Origin of the sequence: Bacillus cereus group sp. BfR-BA-01330, assembly GCF_022663885.1 — a bacterium.
Taxonomy (GTDB): Bacteria; Bacillota; Bacilli; order Bacillales; family Bacillaceae_G; genus Bacillus_A; species Bacillus_A cereus.
Genome location: NZ_JAKUGK010000010.1, coordinates 147,318 through 166,726, shown reverse-complemented (window position 1 = coordinate 166,726; position 19,409 = coordinate 147,318). Strand labels below are relative to the sequence as shown.

Below are 19,409 nucleotides of genomic sequence, written 5' to 3'. Positions count from 1 at the left end.
CACCTTACTTGTTAAAGTAAGGTGATTTTTTATTAAATAAACAATCCAGCGATTGTCGCAGATAAAATAGAAGCAAGTGTTGATGCAAATAGCATTTTCCAACCAAATTTAGAAACAACGCTTCCTTGCTTTTCAGAAAGGGCACGGATTGTACCAACGATTGCACCAATTTGGCTAATACTTGCGAAGCTAATTAAGAATACTGTAACGATTCCAACTGTACGTGGAGCTAATGTTGTAGCTGTGTCTTTTAAATCAAGGATTGCTACAAACTCATTTAAAACAATCTTCGTACCCATAATACCACCAGCTGGGATAATATCTTGAGTTGGAATACCCATTAAGAATGCGAATGGAGAAAGTACGTAACCGAAGATTTGTTGTAAAGTAACAGCATGTCCCATTGCGCCTGAAGCTGCACTAATTACGTAGTTTACAACTTCCATCACACCGATAAAGGCGATCATTAATGCGGCAACGATACCAGCTACTTTTAAACCATCAAGCGCACCGTTAATCATTGCGCCGATAAAGCTGTCTCCGAATAGAGTTCTATCAAATTTCTGAATCACTTCATCTTCTTTCTTCGTATCAACTGGTGTTAATAACGAACAAACGATTAAGCTTGAGAATAAGTTTAGCGGAAGAGCTGCCAGTACGTATTTTGCATCTAACATCATTACGTATGATGCTGTAACAGAAGCAGAAACGGAGCTCATCGCAGAACAACAAATGATAAACATACGGTTTTTATTGAAATGCTGTAAATCGTTTTTAATAACGATTAACGCTTCACTTGAACCGAAGAATACAGAGTTTACTGCGTGGAATGACTCAACACGTGGTAAACCAGTAATTTTTGAAATAGCACCGCCGACAACGCGAACGATGAATGGTAAAACACCTAAATAACTAAAGATTGAAAGTAGTGCTGAGAAAAATACGATAATTAATAATACGTTTAAGAAAAAGACAAAATCTCTGTGAATTCCATTAAAGAGAAAATCGACACCTGTCGTACCAAGTTTAATTAGTTTGTTGAAAACTTTACTAATGAAAATAATGATTTGTTGACCAATCTTTGTAGCAAACATAAACCAACCGATTAAAATTTGGAAACCAATCATAATTGCAATTGCACGGAAGTTGATTTTACTTTTGTTGTTTGACAAAGCAAAACATAAACCTAACACGGCAATAATACCGATAATGCTCATTACATATTGCATGTAGTTGCCCCTTTCAGAAGTTCGTATAAAGTTTGTACATAAAACGCTCGTTATATTACTAAAAATAAAGGAATGAGGTTTTATGTCATACGTAAGATGTCTGACCTTTTAGAAAAATAAAAATAAAAAAAGACCCATATGGATTCACTTTCATCTATGAGAGAAAGCTAATCAATATGAGTCCTTTTTTGCGCATAGGCTAATATTCATTAGTTTTCCCCATAGTCCAGCAATTTAAGGTTGCCGGGTAGAAACTCTCGATCCATATTATCAAGTATATATGAGGTAACATCGTCCGTATTAAATTAGTAGTAGCGTAACATTAACAGAGAAGTATCGTCAATAGCTTTTTTTCTTCCAATAGAAAAAGACCATATAAGTATGATAAAATGTAACGCAGTGTTATGAAAAAGAGAGGTCGGAAAATGAGTACTAAAATGACGCCACCAGTTGAGAAAAACGAGTTTATAGATGTAGTATTTGAAGATTTAACACATGATGGTGCCGGTGTTGCGAAAGTAAAGGGCTATCCTATTTTCGTTAAAAACGGATTACCAGGTGAAGAAGCGCAAATTAAAATTATTAAAGTGAAGAAAAACTTTGCATTTGGTCGTTTAATGAAGCTTCATACAGAAAGCCCATATCGTAAAGATGCTGAATGCCCAGTATATAATCAGTGCGGCGGTTGTCAGCTTCAGCACTTATCATATGAGGGACAATTACAGGCGAAAGAAAAGCAAGTACGTGACGTTATGCAGCGCATTGGAGGACTAGGTGATGTTCCTGTTCATCCTGTACTTGGCATGCAAAATCCGTGGGTATACCGTAATAAAGCACAAGTACCAATCGGAGAACGTGAAGGCGGACTTGTAGCTGGTTTCTATCGCCAAGGAACGCATGATATCATTAATATGGAATCATGCTTAATTCAGGCAGAAGAAAACGATACATTAATTCAAGAAGTAAAACGTATTTGTGAAAAGCACGGTATCACTGCGTACAACGAAGAGCGTAACAAAGGAACACTTCGTCACGTAATGGCTCGTTACGGGCAAGTAACAGGAGAAATTATGCTGGTCTTCATTACACGTACAGCAGAATTGCCGAACAAAAAAGCAATTATTGAAGAAATTGCAGCGAAATTCCCAGAAGTAAAATCGATTGTTCAAAACGTAAATACGAAGCGTACAAACGTAATTTTCGGAGACAAAACGACAGTATTATACGGATCAGAATATATTTATGACTTTATCGGTGACATTAAATTTGCGATTTCAGCACGTTCATTCTATCAAGTAAATCCAGAACAAACGAAAGTGCTATACGATAAAACGTTAGAATACGCAAAATTAAACGGTAACGAAACAGTAATTGATGCCTATTGCGGAATCGGATCAATCTCGTTATTCCTAGCGCAAAAAGCGAAAAAAGTGTACGGCGTTGAAATCGTCCCAGAAGCAATTGAAGACGCAAATCGAAACGCAGCACTAAACAACATGACAAACGCTGAATTTGGCGTAGGAGAAGCTGAAGTAGTTATTCCAAAATGGTACAAAGAAGGCGTAATTGCTGACACAATGGTCGTAGACCCACCGCGTAAAGGCTGTGACGAAGCATTACTAAACACAATCATCGACATGAAGCCAAACCGTGTCGTATACGTATCATGTAACCCAGCAACATTAGCACGTGACTTAAAAGTACTAGAAGAAGGCGGATATAAAACACAGGAAGTACAACCTGTTGATATGTTCCCGCATACGACTCACGTGGAGTGTGTGGCTTGGCTTAAGTTAGTATAATAGGAAAGCAGTTGATATAGGAAAATCTATACCATCTGCTTTTTGGTTTACAAAAATACCATTCATAAGCGATTTTAGTTAAAATAAATATTGCTGATTTTCACAAATTATAAATTGAGATTTTGAAATTGTATTCATAGTGAGAGGATTTGAATTTGAAATGATAGATAATTTTTGGCGTGAATTACCACGACCATTTTTCGTACTTGCACCAATGGAAGATGTGACAGACGTTGTTTTCCGTCACGTAGTAAGTGAAGCAGGTCGTCCGGACGTATTCTTCACAGAGTTTACAAACTCGGATAGCTATTGCCATCCAGAAGGTATGAAAAGTGTACGTGGCCGTTTGATTTTTACAGAAGATGAACAACCGATGGTAGCACATATTTGGGGAGATAATCCTGAATACTTCCGTCAAATGAGTATTGGTATGGCAGAGTTAGGATTTAAAGGCATTGATATTAATATGGGCTGCCCAGTTCCGAACGTAGCATCAAGAGGAAAAGGTAGTGGCCTTATTCTACGTCCAGACGTTGCAGCAGAACTTATCCAAGCAGCAAAAGCGGGCGGACTACCTGTCAGCGTAAAAACAAGACTTGGCTTTAAAGAGTTAAGCGAGTGGGAAGATTGGTTAACTCACATTTTCAAACAAGATATTGCGAACCTTTCTATTCATTTACGCACAAGAGAAGAAATGAGCCAAGTAGATGCGCATTGGGAACTAATTCCGGAAATTAAAAAATTACGTGACCGTATCGCACCAAATACGTTAATAACAATCAATGGAGACATCCTTGATCGTAAAATGGGGCTGGAACTTGCTGAAAAATACGGCATTGATGGCGTAATGATCGGACGAGGCATCTTCAAAAATCCATTTGCTTTTGAAAAAGAGCCAAGAGAGCATAGCAGTAAAGAGCACCTAGATCTTTTAAGACTACAACTTGATCTTCAAGATCAATATGCAGAAGTACTGCCACGCTCAATCACAGGGCTTCACCGCTTCTTCAAAATTTATGTAAAAGGCTTCCCTGGAGCTGCTGAATTGAGAAATCAATTGATGAGTACGAAATCGACTGATGAGGTGCGTGCTTTGTTGGATAAGTTTGAGGATAGTGTTGGTGTGGCTCAGGATAGTGAGACGGTTTAACTTTTAAGCAGTTAAATCATTTCATATGTAGTGCATGACATGAGTGAGTTGAAAATAAGCGTAGAGCTGGAAAAGAACAGTGTATTTGAGAAATCAAAACACTGTTTTTTTTCTTTTAGTTAATGTTAAGAGAGAAATCTTTTTATAGGCATATAAAAAACATGTAAGAGCGCTGTAGATACAATGATAGAGAAAAGTTCGGGTAAGACTATAAAACATATCTTTAAAATGTTAAAGTATTAATTTAGCGGACAATAACTAAAAGGTTAGATTAAACATGATAATTTAAAGCAGGTTATAGCATAAACTTTAACCGCTGAATAAATAATCAACATTTCAGGAGGAAACCCAATGGCAATGAGCAACAACGATATATTAAAAAGAGTACGATACGCTTTAGATATAAAAGATATAGATATGGTAGAAATCTTTAAACTAGGCGGGATGGAAGTAACGAAAGAAGACGTAGTTGATATGCTTACAAAAATAAAGAGAGCTCCTCAGCATGAAGCTGAAAATGATGAGGTAGCTGAAGATGAGTACGTAAAAACATGCGATATGATGATGTTAGAGGCATTTTTAAACGGATTTATTACTTTAAAAAGAGGAAAGCAAGATCCGAAACCAGGGCAGCCTGCACCTGTACAGAGCAAGGAGAGTGCTAATAACCTTCTTCTAAAGAAAATGAAAATCGCACTATCTTTAACGAGTGAGGATGTACTTGATATATTAGATAGCGTAGGCGTTACGGTAACAAAAGGAGAGTTAGGCGCTCTATTAAGAAAGAAAGGCCATAAAAATTACAAAGAGTGTGGCGATAGATACGCAAGGAATTTCATTAAGGGATTAGGTGTAAAGTATAGAGGATAATGAGTTCGTTAAAGCAGTAAATGATATAATAGGTAGAGTAGGACGTTCGTATCCTACTCTTTTTTATTTGTAAAAATACTATGCTAGGTGATGAAATGGTACATACATATTTAGGTGAGACAATTAATTTTCATATAACTTATAAGAAGAAAAAGTCCGTGCGTCTTTTTGTGGATTCGTATGGAAATGTGGAAGTGCAGGCTCCGAAAGGGACACCTGTTGAATACTTAGTTCAGTTGCTAGAGGAAAAGTGGGATTGGATTCAGACAACACGTAAGGAAATGGCGGAGCGAGCGCGTGGACCACAGGAAAAGGATTATGATCAAGGAGAGGGCTTTTTGTATTTAGGGAATACGTATCCGATACAGATTTCCCAAGATGCAAGCATTGAGCAAGACAATGCGATTTTTGAAGGGGATAAGTTACATATTTATGTGAAAGAGCTTAAGGATGAGAAAATACAACAAGCTTTAAAACGATTTTACTATAAGCAGTGTAAATCTTTAGTAGAGAAGAGTATTAAAGCGCATCAAAGTAATTTCAAAACAAAACCACGTTCTATTCGTATTACAGATAGTAGTCGTACTTGGGGTACTTGCGATTCTAATTTACAACTAACATTCAATTGGAAGCTAGCAATGGCACCACAGCGAGTAATTGACTATGTAGTTGTTCATGAAATGTGTCATATGGTTCATTTAAATCATGATCGATCTTTTTGGCGTCTTGTCGGGAAGATAATGCCTGATTATAAAGAAATGGAGAATTGGTTAGCGTTATCTAGTTGGAAGATGACGGTTTAGGAAGGGATATCGATTTTTGTCTGTAAATCGATATTTCTTGTCGAATCGTTGATATATTGTGAGTTTTGATAGATATATTTTAAAAATCGTTGATATATTGTAAGTTATGATAGATATATTCGAAAAATCGTTGATATAATTTCATTTACCACAGGATTGTTCAACAAATCGAAAAGAGAAGAGGTCACAGCAGACATCTCCTCTTTTCGAGTATATAGATTATCGCCCAAACTTCACAATGAAAGTATCTGCTGTTTTCTCCATCTCATACCCACGATACCCCTCCGAAAGCAAAGCCTGCTGTCCACTAGCATCACTCATTAGAATACTTTGAATATCCGTCCAATCGCTTTCTTTATCTCCGCGCAATTTCTTCACAAAAACATACCGCAGACTACCACCATACTTCTCCTTTAGCGCAGCAATCGCCATCCCTTGCGCAAACTTATCCTTCAAACTCGGGATGTTAAAAGGAGCAACGGTGCAGCATACATAATCATATTTGCTATCTTCTTTTTGCAATTCGTCCATGATGACGTTTGCTAATATTTTTTGCATACCATTTCCTCGGCAGTTCGGATGAACGTTTGAGATTTCTTGATAGATGACGCGGTGCAGTTCACTTTCTGATAGACCAATATCAAGCCCTAAATGTTCATCGTCGATAGGAGGGACGAGTAGAGCGCGAAATGCGATGAGTTCGTTTTCGATAAAAGCACCGATCATCATACCGTTTCCTTCTAGAATGTATTGAAATTCTTCTTGTGAGAGTGGTTGTAAACGACTTTTATCTTCTAGTGCTTCAACTACAATGTTTTGTAGTGATAAAATTTGTTCGATGTGCTCTAGTGATAGTAATGTAACGTGAAATGATTCGTTATTTTGTTTTAATGTTCCTTCGTATAGAACCGTCATATGATAGTCCTCCTTTAGCGTACAACGTCTTGAAAGACGGTTAGTTCTTGTAATGTATCTTCGTTTATTTCAATGCCGAGTCCGGGCTTTTCGTTTAAGCGAATGAATGGTACGTCGTAATGTAAGTTTCCGATGTCTTTTGTGAATTTTAATGGCCCTGTTAGCTCTACGCTCGTAATGATTTTTTTTGAGAAAGCGACATGGAATCCTGCGGAAGAGGCAACAGATGATTCGACCATTGATCCCACTTGGCATTCAATGCCTGCCATTTCTGCTTGATGAGCGAGCTTTACAGCTGGATATATGCCGCCGCATTTCATTAGTTTTATATTTACTTTATCAGCAGCTTCTAATTTAATAATTTGGCGCATTTCACGAGAACTTTTTAATCCTTCATCAATCATAAGCGGGAGGTCTGTTTTAGAACGAATATGAGCCATGGCATCAATATCGTCCGCGATAACAGGTTGTTCAATCCAGTCAATGTTTAAATGTCCTAATGAACGTAGTGCTGTTAATGTGTTTGCGCTATTTTTCCAGCCTTGGTTTACATCAACGCGAATAGCGATGTCATTTCCTACACGTTCTCGTACAGCTTCAATACGTTTCACATCTTCTTTTACATTTGTACCAACTTTCATTTTGAAAGATTGGTAACCTTTTTGAATCATAGAAGCAGCTTCTTCAGCCATGTTTTCTGGATCGGCAATACTTAAAACATGAGTGACAGGGAATTCTTCATGGTAGCGCCCGCCAATTAATTGATATACAGGTTGATTTAGTTTTTTGCCCATTATATCAAAACAAGCAATATCAATTGCGGCTTTCGCTGTTGGAACACCGTAAATTGTATTGTCCATCATGTCGTGTATTTTTTCGATATTCATTGGATTTTGCCCAATTAGAGCAGGGGCTAGCGTATGTTTTAAAGTATGGAAAGTACTTTCCCACGATTCACCTGTGACGTGATCATCAGCAACGCCTTCACCGTAACCGATAATACCTTCATCTGTTTCCATTTTGACGATAATAGAGGGCATATCAGAATAAGAGCCATAACTAATAACAAACGGATTGCGAAGCGGTAAACGAATTGCGTAAAGATGAATAGCTGTAATTTTCATTGAATAGAAACCCCTTCCTGTTTACAATAGTTTTATACATTTGATATAGTTGACGTTAAATAGTCGTTAATTAATGATAAGGAGTTGGAGAAAATGATGATAAAAATTGCAGTTGTCGGTTCAAAGGAATTTATGGACAACCTTTTTCCTATTGCTCAAAAATTAGAAGGAATAGAAATTGATCCATATATTTACCTTCATCCGGCGGAATCTTCTGAACTATTAAAGTGTTTAAAGCCTTGTGATGTCATCTTTTTCTCAGGTGCTTTACCTTATTATATGGCAAAAGAAATAAGAGAACAATTACGAATTCCAAGTACATACTTACAGCAAGACGAGACAACTGTCGCATCTTCAATTCTTTCTATCATGTATCATCAAAGTATTCAACCACATAACATTTCCATCGATTTAGTAGACCGCTCTTTTATTACAAATGTGTTCCGTGATATCGGTATAAAAGAAAGTCCGCAAGTGTTGGATTATGAAAATATGCTGTGGAGTAAAGATGAGATAAATAGAGTTATCGATTTTCATGTAGCTAAATATCAATCTGGAGAGGCTCATTTAGCTTTAACTAGTATTCACGCTGTTTACGACGAGCTTCAAAAAATAGGTGTTCCTTCAGAGCGTATGATTGATCCAACACAATCCATTATACATGGGCTAAAAGATGCAAAAATAAAAGCTGAGTTAGCAAAAAGCTATTCAGCTACTGTTGGTGCTTGTATTATTTCTTCCTTAGAATTACGAACGAGTTTGCTTGAAAAACTAGATGTCATTTCAAAAGAACTACGTGGTTCATTTAAACAAGTGGATGAAATGACATGCATTTTGTATACAACTCGTGGTGATATCGAATCGATTATTAAAACAAATGCGATAGATAACTTGTTTGCGAGCATAGAAGGAACGATAGCTATTGGATTTGGTTATGGAAAAACCGTGAAAGAAGCGGAGCAAAATGCAAAAATCGCTCAAAGTTTTGCAAAGAATAATCCAATAGATCGTTGTTTTTATATACTAACAAGTGATAAAGATTTGTTTGGTCCGTTCCCGAAAGAACAGAGAGTACAAAGTTTGAAAAATGATAATCCGGAACTAATGAAAATAGCGAAGGAAACAAAGCTTAGTCCGGCCAACTTGTCAAAAATCATTCAATTTAGTCAATCGCACCCGTCATTGAAGTTTACAGCAGCTGACCTTTCTGAGTACTTACAAGTAACTCGAAGATCGACAGAAAGGTTGTTAAAGAAATTAGTTGATTACGGGTATGCTCATATTTGCGGCGAGGAAATGCCCTATCAACAAGGGCGACCTCGTGCACTATATGAACTGAATTTACCGCTATTTTTAAGCTTCTAGTTGAGCTTTTTGTTTCTTTAGTAGTTCTGCTTTTTCAATGTCTGATAGTTTTACAATTGTGAAGCCTGTTATACCATAAATGATTGAGATAATAGGTACGATGAAATTCAAAATAGCATAAGGAGCATATTCAAATGCACCTACGCCAAGTGTTGCGAGAATAAATACACCGCACGTATTCCAAGGAACGAAGACAGAAGTTAATGTTCCGCCATCTTCTAATGCTCTGGATAAGTTTTTTGAATGTAGTCCTTTTTCCGTGTATGCATTTGCGTACATTCTTGAAGGGACAACAATTGAAATATATTGTTCAGAGCAAGTAAGGTTTGTTGCAAAACAAGATGCGATAGTAGAAGCGATAAGCCCTTTTGCTGATTTCGCTAACTTTAAAATTTGATTTACAATTGAGCGAAGAATACCTGTATGTTCTAATACTCCTCCGAAAGTCATAGCGACAATTGTCATAGAGACTGTATTCATCATCGAATCTAAGCCACCGCGGTTAAATAGTTCGTCTACTAGCTTGTTTCCAGTGTCTATAACAAATCCAGCTTGGAGTGCACCGACAGATGCTGAGATAGAACCACCTTGAATAAAGACTTGTGATAAGAATCCTAAAATAATACCGACGAGAATCGCTGGTATAGCAGGGACTTTTTTAGCGACCAATACCATAACGACTACGGGTATAATGAGTAGAAAAGGCGAGATAACAAAGTTTTGTTGCAATACTTGTAACGTTTGATCGATGCTCTTCGCATCAATATTGTTAGCGCCGAAGCTTCTTCCTAAGACCGCGTAGACGATAAGAGTAATAATTAAACCTGGAACTGTAGTAAATAACATATGACGAATGTGTGCGAATAAATCTGTATTTGTTAATCCTGCGGCTAAGTTAGTTGTGTCTGAAAGCGGTGACATTTTATCGCCAAAATAAGAGCCTGAAATAATGGCACCAGCAACCATTGGAGCTGGAATTCCCATACTTAGGCCAATTCCCATTCCAGCAACACCAATTGTGCCCATTGTAGACCAAGAGCTACCAATTGCTAATGCTACGATAGAACAAATGACGGTAATGGAAACTAAAAATAGTGATGGAGTTAAAAGTTTTAAACCGTAATAAATCATCGTTGCGACGATTCCACCGCCAATCCAAGCACCAATTGTTAAGCCAACAAGAATAATAATGACGATAGCGGGTAATGCAAGACGAATCCCTTTATACATTGCTTCTTCAAGATCATTCCATTTGTAACCGTAACGCCAAGCGACAATAGAAGCAACGGTTGTACCAATAATAAGTGGAACGTGAGGGGTTTGTTTTAATACAACAATTGTAACCATCATAACTGCAACGGTAATGATAATAGGGATAATCGCTATTCCAAAAGGTATTTCTTTTTTCATAAAGTTCCTCCTTGTTACGTATGTTTGTTTGTATTTTTAGAATTGTCGTAAAATAGACGTTTATTAGGTTATGATAACTAAAAGTTTATGTAAGCGTCAACATAAAAAACAGAAAATAAGGAATGTTCTAGTTGTTTGTTTAGTTTGTAATATAAGTGCAGAGTAAGCTTTTTAAGTATTTAAAAATAAATAATTGACTTTTTTCTTAAAATTCAATATGTTCATAAAAACATCTGTTTTTCATAAGTATAATTAACCCGAATCGTTTGTAATGTGGGAAGGAGACTGGAACGTTGAAAACATTAGAACTACAAGAGCGCTTAACGGAGATTTTTCAGCATTTACACGAAAACCCTGAAGTAAGTTGGAAAGAATATGAAACGACAGCGTATATTACTGACTTTTTAAAAGAAGAAGGAATTTCATATAGAACATTTGATGATTGTCCAGGTGTAATTGCTGAGATTGGAGGCGGGAATCCAGTTATTGCGATTCGTGCTGATATGGATGCACTTTGGCAAGAAGTAAATGGAGAATTTAAAGCGAACCATTCATGTGGCCATGATGCTCATATGACCATTGTAATGGGACTTATTTTACAATTGAAAAATATGAGATGGAAAAGTGGTACGGTTAAATTTATTTTTCAGCCAGCAGAAGAGAAGGGGAATGGTGCTTTGAAGATGGTGGAGAAAGGTGCTGTAGATGATGCTGATTTCTTATTTGGCGTCCATCTAAGACCAATTGAAGAACTATCTTTGAAACAAGCAGCCCCATCTATTCGTCATGGAGCAGCAGGATTTTTAGAGGGTATGATTCATGGGGAGGATGCACACGGGGCAAGACCACATCAAGGTGTGAATGCAATTGATGTCATTTCCATGATTAATATCGGTTTGAAAAATATTTGGCTGCCACCGCAAAGTTCTTATTCAGTAAAAATGACGAGATGCCAAGCGGGTGGTGATAATTTAAATATTATTCCGGGAAATGGTCATTTCAGTTTAGATGTAAGAGCAGAGAGTAATATACTATTAGAAGAATTAAAGAAAAAGATTGAGCATGTAATAGAATCAGCTGCATCGATGGGATCAAAAACTTCATACGAATGGATGGATCTTGCACCAGGAGCAGAGGTTTCCGAAGAAGCAGAGCGCTTTATGCGTAAAGGTATTCTCGAAGTGTATGGGGAAGAGAGATGCACAGGGCCTCTCTATACGACAGGAAGCGATGATTTCCATTACTATACAGTGAAAAGACCACATTTAAAAGCTGTCATGCTTGGACTAGGAGCAGACCTACAACCTGGATTACACCATCCGTATATGAGGTTTGATCATAGTTGTATTATGGATGGGGTAGAAATATTGAAACAAACTGTATTGAAAGTGTTAGAAGACAGGGGCTAGAGAGCTCCTGTTTTTTTGTCGTGAATTGTCGGCAAATCGATATATTTGAAAAATCGTTGATATATTTGAAGTTATGATAGATATATTGAGAAAATCGTTGATATATTTGAAGTTACGATAGATATATTAAGAAAATCGTTAATATAATTTCACGTACCTATTAATTTGATGAAAAATGAGCCTCCAGTACATGGTGTATAATAATAAGTACCATTTTATAATAGGAGAAAACGAATGAACGAACAATATTACGATGCAGTTTTACATATAAAAACAGTCGGTGAGCAAAAAGGGTTTAACAAGTCTATGCATTATCATCGCTATGAACCGACACCGTATAGCGGGTTAGATGAGTTATTGAATCAATATGAAATACGAAGTAGCGACCGAATTGTAGACTTTGGGTGCGGAAAAGGGCGATTAAACTTTTATATGCATCATAAATGTGGTGCTTCAGCAGTTGGAATTGAAATGAATGAAGAGTTTTATAAAGAAGCGATGGATAATCGAGATCGTTATGCACGAAAGGCACGAAACAGTAAGGGGAAAATTCAATTCCAATGTTGTTTAGCGCAGGAATATGAGATTGATCCACATGATAATAGGTTTTATTTCTTTAATCCATTTTCTGTACAAGTGTTTATGAATGTAGTAAATAACATTTTGCTTTCAGTAGAAGAAACCGGGAGAGAAGTGGATATTATTTTATATTATCCTTCTGAGGACTATATTTTCTTCTTAGAAAATCAGACTGCGTTTGAGCTGAAGAAAGAAGTTAGATTGCCAGGTGCTTATGAGAAGAATGGGAATGAGAGGTTTTTAGTTTATAGATTGGAGTGTTAATGTATGGGGGCTTGGGGAGTAGCAATATTATCAGACGATATTGCTGAAGATATTAAGTTACTGTATAAGGATTTGTTAGCAAATGAATATTCAAATGAGGACGCAAGTAGGATTGTAATTGAGGAATACAAGAATGAATTAGATAATGAAGAGACTATTGTTTTTTGGTTAGTATTTGCTTCCATACAATGGAGGTTAGGGAGACTTCAAGAGAATGTTAAGCAGGAGGCATTGCAAATAATAGAAAGTGGTGCAGATTTAGCCCGTTGGGAAGAAGAACCTAAATTACAGAAGAAACGTGAAGTAGTTTTAAATAAACTAAGAGAGCAGTTACATTCTCGGCAGCCAGAAGCTAAAAAAGTGCCGAAAAGATTTATAGCTAATACTTCTTTAAAAGCAGGTGATGCTGTTAGTTATGAATTAGTATCAGGGAGTTGTATTATTCTTAAAGTAATTGAGATTATTGAGGAATGGCACGGAGATAGGTATCCTCTATTTGAAATATGTGACTGGGAAGGCAAAGAAGTTCCTTCAAAGGAACAAATTAACCAATTTGGTTTAAAGAAAAGGATTTATGAAGATGGAAAGCAAGAAATGATGAAACTTGCTATTTATCCTTCAGGAAAAAGAGATAATCCAACTAAGAGAATGCAAATAGTAGCAGAAAATGTAAAAGTAGTATTGAATGTAGGTACACCTTATACAGTAATGAGTTGGAAGGAACTTGATAACTATTTACATGAAATATAATAAAAAAGACGCGCTACCAATAGGTAGCGCGTCTTTTTTATTAGTTACGGATTAAGTAATCAAATGCACCTAAAGCTGCGTTTGCACCTGAACCCATAGAGATGATGATTTGTTTGTACGGATTATTTGTACAGTCACCTGCAGCAAACACTCCTGGTACGTTTGTAGCGCCGTGCTTGTCTGTTACGATTTCACCGCGAACGCGTTCAACTGTTTCGCCTAACCAGTCTGTGTTTGGCACAAGACCGATTTGTACGAAGACACCTTGTAATTCAACGTGATGAACTTCTTCAGTTTCACGATCGATGTAAGAAATACCGTTTACTTTATCAGTACCAGTGATTTCTTTCGTTTGAACGTTTTTCAGAACAGTTACGTTTGGTAAGCTGTTAAGACGCTCTTGTAATACAGCATCAGCTTTTAATTCTGGCATGAATTCAAGAACAGTTACGTGCTTAACGATACCTGCTAAGTCGATAGCTGCTTCAATACCAGAGTTACCTCCGCCGATAACTGCTACGTCTTTTCCAGTGAATAATGGACCGTCACAGTGTGGGCAATATGCTACACCTTTATTTTTGAACTCAGCTTCACCTGGTACGCCAACATTACGCCAGCGAGCACCTGTAGAAACGATTACGCTCTTACTTTTCAGAATAGCGCCGTTTTCAAGTTCCACTTCAATAAGTTCTTTTTTCTCTAAACGTTTCGCACGTTGTAGATTCATTACATCGATGTCGTATTCTTTTACGTGCTCTTCAAGGCTTGCTACTAGCTTAGGACCTTCAGTCTTTTTCACGCTGATGAAGTTCTCAATGCCCATAGTATCCATTACTTGACCACCGAAGCGCTCAGCAACGATACCAGTGCGGATGCCTTTACGTGCTGCGTAAATTGCTGCACTTGCACCAGCAGGGCCGCCACCAACAACAAGAACATCGTATGGATCTTTATCAGAAAGCTCTGATGCATCTGGACCGTTACCCATTTTAGCTAAAATTTCTTCAAGTGTCATACGACCGCTTCCGAAAGATTCGCCGTTTAGGTAAACAGTTGGTACTGCCATAATGTCTTTGCTTTCTACTTCCTCTTTGAATGCAGCGCCATCAATCATAGTATGTGTAATACCAGGGTTAAGAACGCTCATTACGTTAAGAGCTTGTACAACATCAGGACAGTTATGACAACTTAGGCTGATATAAGATTCAAAATGATATTCGCCTTGAATGTTTTTAATTTGATCGATTAATTTTTGTTCAACTTTTGGAGCGCGTCCACTTACTTGTAGTAAAGCTAACACTAATGATGTAAATTCGTGTCCTAATGGAATACCAGCGAATACGACACCAGTGTTTTCATCAGGGCGGTTTACGCTAAAGCTTGGTGTTCTCTCTAATTCAACTTTTTCTACTGTAATCTTAGATGACATAGTAGCTAATTCGTTTACTAGAGCTAACATATCTTTAGATACGTTATCGTTTCCTGCGCTTACTTTAAGTAAAATATCGTTCTCCATTAATTGAAGGTATTGGGATAGTTGTGTTTTTATATCTGCATCTAGTATCATTTTGATCGAACTCCTTAGATTTTGCCTACAAGGTCAAGGCTTGGTTTAAGTGTTGCAGAACCCTCTTGCCATTTAGCTGGGCAAACTTCACCTGGGTTGTTACGTACGTATTGAGCAGCTTTAATTTTGTTAACAAGAATGCTTGCGTCACGGCCGATACCGTCAGCATTGATTTCCATAGATTGGATAACGCCGTCTGGATCGATGATGAATGTACCACGAGCAGCAAGACCTTCTTCTTCCATTAAAACGTTGAAGTTTGTAGTGATTGTGCGAGTTGGGTCACCAATCATGATGTACTCGATTTTGCCGATAGTTTCTGAGCTATCATGCCATGCTTTGTGAGTGAAGTGAGTGTCTGTAGATACAGAGTATACTTCAACGCCTAAGTCTTTTAGAGTTGCGTATTGGTTTTGTAAGTCTTCAAGTTCAGTTGGGCAAACGAATGTGAAGTCAGCTGGGTAGAAACAAACTACACTCCATTTTCCTTTTAAACTTTCGTCAGTAACTTGGATAAATTCTCCATTATGGTAAGCATTAGCTTTAAACGGTTTTACTTCTGTGCCGATTAATAACATGTTAAAATTCCTCCTAAATGTTGGTTTTGAGCATCAAAAAATAGTGTGCTCATAAAATATATTTTTTAATTAACTATAATAATTCTAATTCGATATTAATTATCATATAGAAGTGGTTATTTTGTCAAGAGAATAAACCAACTTTATACCAATTTAATTAATATTTATTCTCAATTAAGACTAACAGGGAATGGAAAGGTAATTTTAAGTCTATAAATTTTAGATGAGTAGTTGAAAGTTTAGTGTGTATGTTAGAGATAGTGTGTAAGTTTAATTTCTTAGGAAGGAAATATTTCTTAGAAGTTATGTATTTGAAAAGGAACTGCTTATTTCTATTTTACAAAGAATTGTGCGATAAATAAAATAAAATGAATCGAAATCTTTTTGAACAATTTTTGTCATCTCAAATATATAATTAGGAAGTATATTACGATGATAGTTAGAAATATTGACTCAAAGTGCTAACGAGATATAATAAAACCTAGATATATCTTTCAAAAAGAAGAATACATATTTATAGGATGAAAAAATTCAACCTATTATTTTTTATAGCTTTTAGAAAACGCTTACAATTGGTGTGGAGGGGAAACCATGTCTAAGTTCACAAAGTATTTTTTAATGGAAGCTAAAGATGTGATTGCATATGTGAAAGAGAAATTATCTAAGTTTGAACATGCAAAGGGGTTACAGTGTAAAGAAATAGGTGATGGCAATTTAAATTATGTGTTCCGCGTTTGGGATGAAAAAGAGAACATGTCTGTCATCGTAAAGCAAGCTGGGGATACAGCTCGCATTTCAGATGAGTTTAAGTTGTCGACGAATCGTATTCGTATAGAATCAGATGTTTTGCAGTTAGAGGATGAGTTAGCACCTGGACTTGTTCCTAAGGTGTATTTATTTGATAGTGTGATGAATTGTTGCGTAATGGAAGATTTATCGGATCACACAATATTACGTACAGCACTTATAAATCATCAAATATTTCCGAGGCTTGCGGATGATTTAACTACTTTTATGGTAAATACACTTTTGTTAACATCGGATGTTGTAATGAATCATAAAGAGAAGAAGGAACTTGTGAAGAATTATATAAATCCTGAATTATGTGAGATTACAGAGGACCTCGTATATTCAGAACCATTTACAAATCATAATAAGCGTAATGAGTTATTTCCGTTAAATGAGGGATGGATTAGGGAACATATTTATAGTGATAAAGAGCTTCGTATGGAAGTAGCGAAACGTAAATTTTCTTTTATGACGAATGCACAGGCATTACTTCATGGTGATTTACATACTGGTTCTGTTTTTGTAAGAGATGATTCTACAAAGGTTATTGATCCTGAGTTTGCTTTTTATGGACCTATGGGATATGACGTTGGGAATGTAATGGCGAATTTAATGTTTGCTTGGGTGAATGCAGATGCAACGATGTCACCTGGAGCTGAGAAAGATACGTATATGGATTGGTTACAAACTACGATGGTAGAGGTAATTGATTTATTTAAGCAGAAGTTTTTAGGTGCTTGGGATATTCATGTGACCGAGATTATGGCGAAGGAAGAAGGCTTTAGCGAAGTCTATTTGCAATCTGTATTAGAGGATACAGCTGCAGTGACAGGTCTGGAATTAATTCGCCGTATTGTTGGATTAGCGAAAGTAAAAGATATTACTTGTATTGGGAATGAGGAAGCACGTGCTAGAGCGGAGCGAATTTGTCTTCAAGTAGCGAAGGGTTTTATTTTACGAGCGAATCAATATAGAACGGGCACAAGTTTTGTAGAAACGTTAAAAGAACAGTCAATGCACTACGCGAAGTAAGGGGAGAATATGATGGAAGAACAATTAATACCAATTCAGTGGAAAGATGATGCTTTAGTTTTGTTAGATCAAACGTTATTACCGAATGAAATTGTCTATGAATCTTTTAAAACAGCTGAAAGTGTGTGGGATGCGATTCAAGTAATGAAAGTACGAGGTGCACCCGCGATTGGTGTTTCAGCAGCTTATGGAGTGTATTTAGGGATAAAGGAATTTGCTGAAAGTACGGAAGAAGGATTTATGGATGAAGTAAGAAAGGTATGTACATACTTGGCGACATCAAGACCGACTGCCGTAAATTTATTTTGGGCGCTTGAAAGAATGGAAAGTGTAGCGACAGATAATGCTCACTTATCAATCTCACAGCTGAAAAATAGATTACTAGAAGAGGCAAAAGAAATTCATAGAGAAGATGAAGAAATTAACCGTCAAATTGGAGAACATGCATTAACATTATTCCATGATGGAATGGGAGTATTAACACATTGTAATGCTGGTGCGTTAGCGACAACTAAGTATGGTACTGCGACAGCTCCAATGTATTTAGCGAAAGAAAAAGGATGGGACTTAAAAATCTATTCTGATGAAACACGCCCTAGATTACAAGGTTCAACGTTAACAGCATTAGAACTGCAGCGAGCAGGCATTGACGTTACTGTTATTACAGATAATATGGCGGCTATGGTCATGTCACAAGGGAAGATTGACGCTGTAATTGTTGGCTGCGACCGTGTGGCAGCGAACGGTGATATAGCAAATAAAATTGGCACATTAGGCGTATCTATTTTAGCTAAGTACTACAACATTCCGTTTTATATAGCAGCGCCAACACCGACAATTGATTTAAAGACATCGACAGGAAAAGAAATTCCCATCGAGGAAAGAGATGCTTCTGAAGTGATTAATCGCTTCGGACAATATTCTGCTCCGAAAGAAAGTAAAGTATATAATCCAGCATTTGATGTTACTCCACATGAAAATGTAACAGCGATTATTACAGAAAAAGGGATTGTAAAGGCACCGTTTACGGAGAATTTAAAAAAGCTATTTCAATAAGTAGATAAATATAAAAGTCAGTCATCATAAGCTTCATACTTAGGGGGATGTATATGTTATTACAAAAAGAAAGAGAAGAAATTGTAGCGTATGGAAAGAAAATGATTTCTAGTGGTTTAACAAAGGGAACGGGCGGTAATATTAGTATCTTTAATCGTGAACAAGGTCTTGTTGCGATTAGCCCAAGTGGTTTAGAGTATTATGAAACAAAGCCTGAAGATGTAGTTATATTAAACCTAGATGGTGAAGTAGTAGAAGGAGAGAGAAAACCATCAAGTGAATTAGATATGCACCTTATTTACTATAGGAAGCGTGAAGATATAAATGCGCTTGTGCATACACACTCTCCTTACGCGAAGACGATTGCATCATTAGGATGGGAGCTTCCTGCTGTATCGTATTTAATTGCTTTCGCAGGACCGAATGTGCGCTGTGCACCGTATGAAACATTTGGTACGAAGCAATTAGCGGAGGCTGCTTTTGAAGGCATGATTGATCGCCGTGCTGTTTTACTTGCAAATCACGGTTTAATTGCTGGTGCAAATAATATAAAAATGGCGTTTACTGTTGCAGAAGAGATTGAGTTTTGTGCTCAAATTTATTATCAAACGAAAAGCATTGGGGAACCAAAGCTATTGCCAGAAGATGAGATGGAGAATTTGGCGAAGAAGTTTGAAGGGTATGGGCAGCAGTAGAATGAAACAAAAACACCCTCAA

The 19,409-nt window shown here is 36.9% G+C and carries 17 protein-coding genes and 1 riboswitch; of the genes, 11 read left to right on the top strand and 6 right to left on the bottom strand.

The genetic code is table 11. The features are described from left to right. Nucleotides 1-32: 32 nt before the first annotated feature. Nucleotides 33-1,229, bottom strand: a complete 1,197-nt coding sequence (locus MR112_RS25390; RefSeq protein ID WP_001200484.1) for a NupC/NupG family nucleoside CNT transporter — start codon at nucleotides 1,227-1,229, stop codon at nucleotides 33-35. A gap of 202 nt (nucleotides 1,230-1,431) precedes the next feature. Beyond that, a riboswitch (purine riboswitch) is annotated at nucleotides 1,432-1,533 on the bottom strand. Between the two features lie 121 nt (nucleotides 1,534-1,654). Between MR112_RS25390 and rlmD the strand changes: the two genes are divergently transcribed. The 4 genes from rlmD to MR112_RS25370 all read left to right on the top strand — a co-directional run bounded on the left by rlmD (nucleotide 1,655) and on the right by MR112_RS25370 (nucleotide 5,854). Next, entirely contained in the window at nucleotides 1,655-3,031 is a 1,377-nt protein-coding gene (gene rlmD / locus MR112_RS25385; protein ID WP_113304227.1) for a 23S rRNA (uracil(1939)-C(5))-methyltransferase RlmD, read from the top strand. 160 nt (nucleotides 3,032-3,191) lie between these two features. Then, nucleotides 3,192-4,181 (top strand): tRNA dihydrouridine synthase, encoded by a 990-nt coding sequence (locus tag MR112_RS25380; protein ID WP_000566708.1) that lies wholly within the window; start codon nucleotides 3,192-3,194, stop codon nucleotides 4,179-4,181. A gap of 351 nt (nucleotides 4,182-4,532) precedes the next feature. Further along, nucleotides 4,533-5,051 (top strand): YehS family protein, encoded by a 519-nt coding sequence (locus MR112_RS25375; RefSeq protein WP_001251702.1) that lies wholly within the window; start codon nucleotides 4,533-4,535, stop codon nucleotides 5,049-5,051. A 95-nt stretch (nucleotides 5,052-5,146) separates the two neighbouring features. Next, entirely contained in the window at nucleotides 5,147-5,854 is a 708-nt protein-coding gene (locus MR112_RS25370) for a M48 family metallopeptidase (protein WP_000233759.1), read from the top strand. Nucleotides 5,855-6,073: 219 nt separating this feature from the next. Here the strand turns inward: MR112_RS25370 and MR112_RS25365 are convergent, their stop codons facing one another. Together MR112_RS25365 and MR112_RS25360 are read right to left on the bottom strand one after the other, a co-directional pair. Further along, nucleotides 6,074-6,769: a hypothetical protein gene (locus MR112_RS25365; protein WP_000217554.1), complete on the bottom strand. Its 696-nt coding sequence runs from the start codon at nucleotides 6,767-6,769 to the stop codon at nucleotides 6,074-6,076. Between the two features lie 14 nt (nucleotides 6,770-6,783). After that, entirely contained in the window at nucleotides 6,784-7,893 is a 1,110-nt protein-coding gene (locus tag MR112_RS25360; RefSeq protein ID WP_226368471.1) for a mandelate racemase/muconate lactonizing enzyme family protein, read from the bottom strand. Nucleotides 7,894-7,986: 93 nt separating this feature from the next. Between MR112_RS25360 and MR112_RS25355 the strand changes: the two genes are divergently transcribed. After that, nucleotides 7,987-9,258, top strand: coding sequence for a transcriptional regulator (locus tag MR112_RS25355; protein WP_139849821.1), 1,272 nt, complete (start codon nucleotides 7,987-7,989; stop codon nucleotides 9,256-9,258). Here MR112_RS25355 and nhaC read toward each other — a convergent pair. Further along, nucleotides 9,247-10,668: a Na+/H+ antiporter NhaC gene (nhaC, locus tag MR112_RS25350; protein ID WP_242245614.1), complete on the bottom strand. Its 1,422-nt coding sequence runs from the start codon at nucleotides 10,666-10,668 to the stop codon at nucleotides 9,247-9,249. The genes MR112_RS25355 and nhaC overlap by 12 nt on opposite strands. 293 nt (nucleotides 10,669-10,961) lie before the next feature. On the opposite strand from nhaC, the gene MR112_RS25345 reads away from it, so the two are divergent. From MR112_RS25345 to MR112_RS25335, 3 genes are all read left to right on the top strand, one after another. Beyond that, nucleotides 10,962-12,077 carry a M20 peptidase aminoacylase family protein gene (locus tag MR112_RS25345; protein ID WP_088349459.1) on the top strand — a complete coding sequence of 372 codons (1,116 nt, stop codon included), beginning with the start codon at nucleotides 10,962-10,964 and terminating at the stop codon, nucleotides 12,075-12,077. 234 nt (nucleotides 12,078-12,311) lie between these two features. Beyond that, nucleotides 12,312-12,920 carry an SAM-dependent methyltransferase gene (locus MR112_RS25340; RefSeq protein WP_001005624.1) on the top strand — a complete coding sequence of 203 codons (609 nt, stop codon included), beginning with the start codon at nucleotides 12,312-12,314 and terminating at the stop codon, nucleotides 12,918-12,920. A 3-nt stretch (nucleotides 12,921-12,923) separates the two neighbouring features. Then, complete coding sequence (locus MR112_RS25335) at nucleotides 12,924-13,670, top strand: hypothetical protein (protein ID WP_000501503.1); 747 nt, start codon at nucleotides 12,924-12,926, stop codon at nucleotides 13,668-13,670. A gap of 40 nt (nucleotides 13,671-13,710) precedes the next feature. On the opposite strand, the gene ahpF is transcribed toward MR112_RS25335, so the two are convergent. Next, a complete protein-coding gene (gene ahpF, locus MR112_RS25330) occupies nucleotides 13,711-15,237 on the bottom strand; it encodes an alkyl hydroperoxide reductase subunit F (protein ID WP_242245602.1) in 1,527 nt (508 codons plus the stop codon). A gap of 14 nt (nucleotides 15,238-15,251) precedes the next feature. Next, nucleotides 15,252-15,815 (bottom strand): alkyl hydroperoxide reductase subunit C, encoded by a 564-nt coding sequence (gene ahpC, locus MR112_RS25325; protein WP_000924420.1) that lies wholly within the window; start codon nucleotides 15,813-15,815, stop codon nucleotides 15,252-15,254. Between the two features lie 591 nt (nucleotides 15,816-16,406). Here ahpC and mtnK point away from each other — a divergent pair. Genes mtnK through MR112_RS25310 form a run of 3 tightly spaced genes read left to right on the top strand, consistent with a single transcriptional unit; the run spans nucleotide 16,407 to nucleotide 19,387 of the window. Then, a complete protein-coding gene (mtnK, locus tag MR112_RS25320; protein ID WP_048656936.1) occupies nucleotides 16,407-17,636 on the top strand; it encodes an S-methyl-5-thioribose kinase in 1,230 nt (409 codons plus the stop codon). Nucleotides 17,637-17,645: 9 nt separating this feature from the next. Beyond that, nucleotides 17,646-18,692, top strand: a complete 1,047-nt coding sequence (gene mtnA, locus MR112_RS25315) for an S-methyl-5-thioribose-1-phosphate isomerase (protein WP_086404248.1) — start codon at nucleotides 17,646-17,648, stop codon at nucleotides 18,690-18,692. Nucleotides 18,693-18,745: 53 nt separating this feature from the next. Next, nucleotides 18,746-19,387, top strand: coding sequence for an L-fuculose-phosphate aldolase (locus tag MR112_RS25310; protein WP_000926557.1), 642 nt, complete (start codon nucleotides 18,746-18,748; stop codon nucleotides 19,385-19,387). The last annotated feature ends 22 nt before the right edge of the window (nucleotides 19,388-19,409 follow it).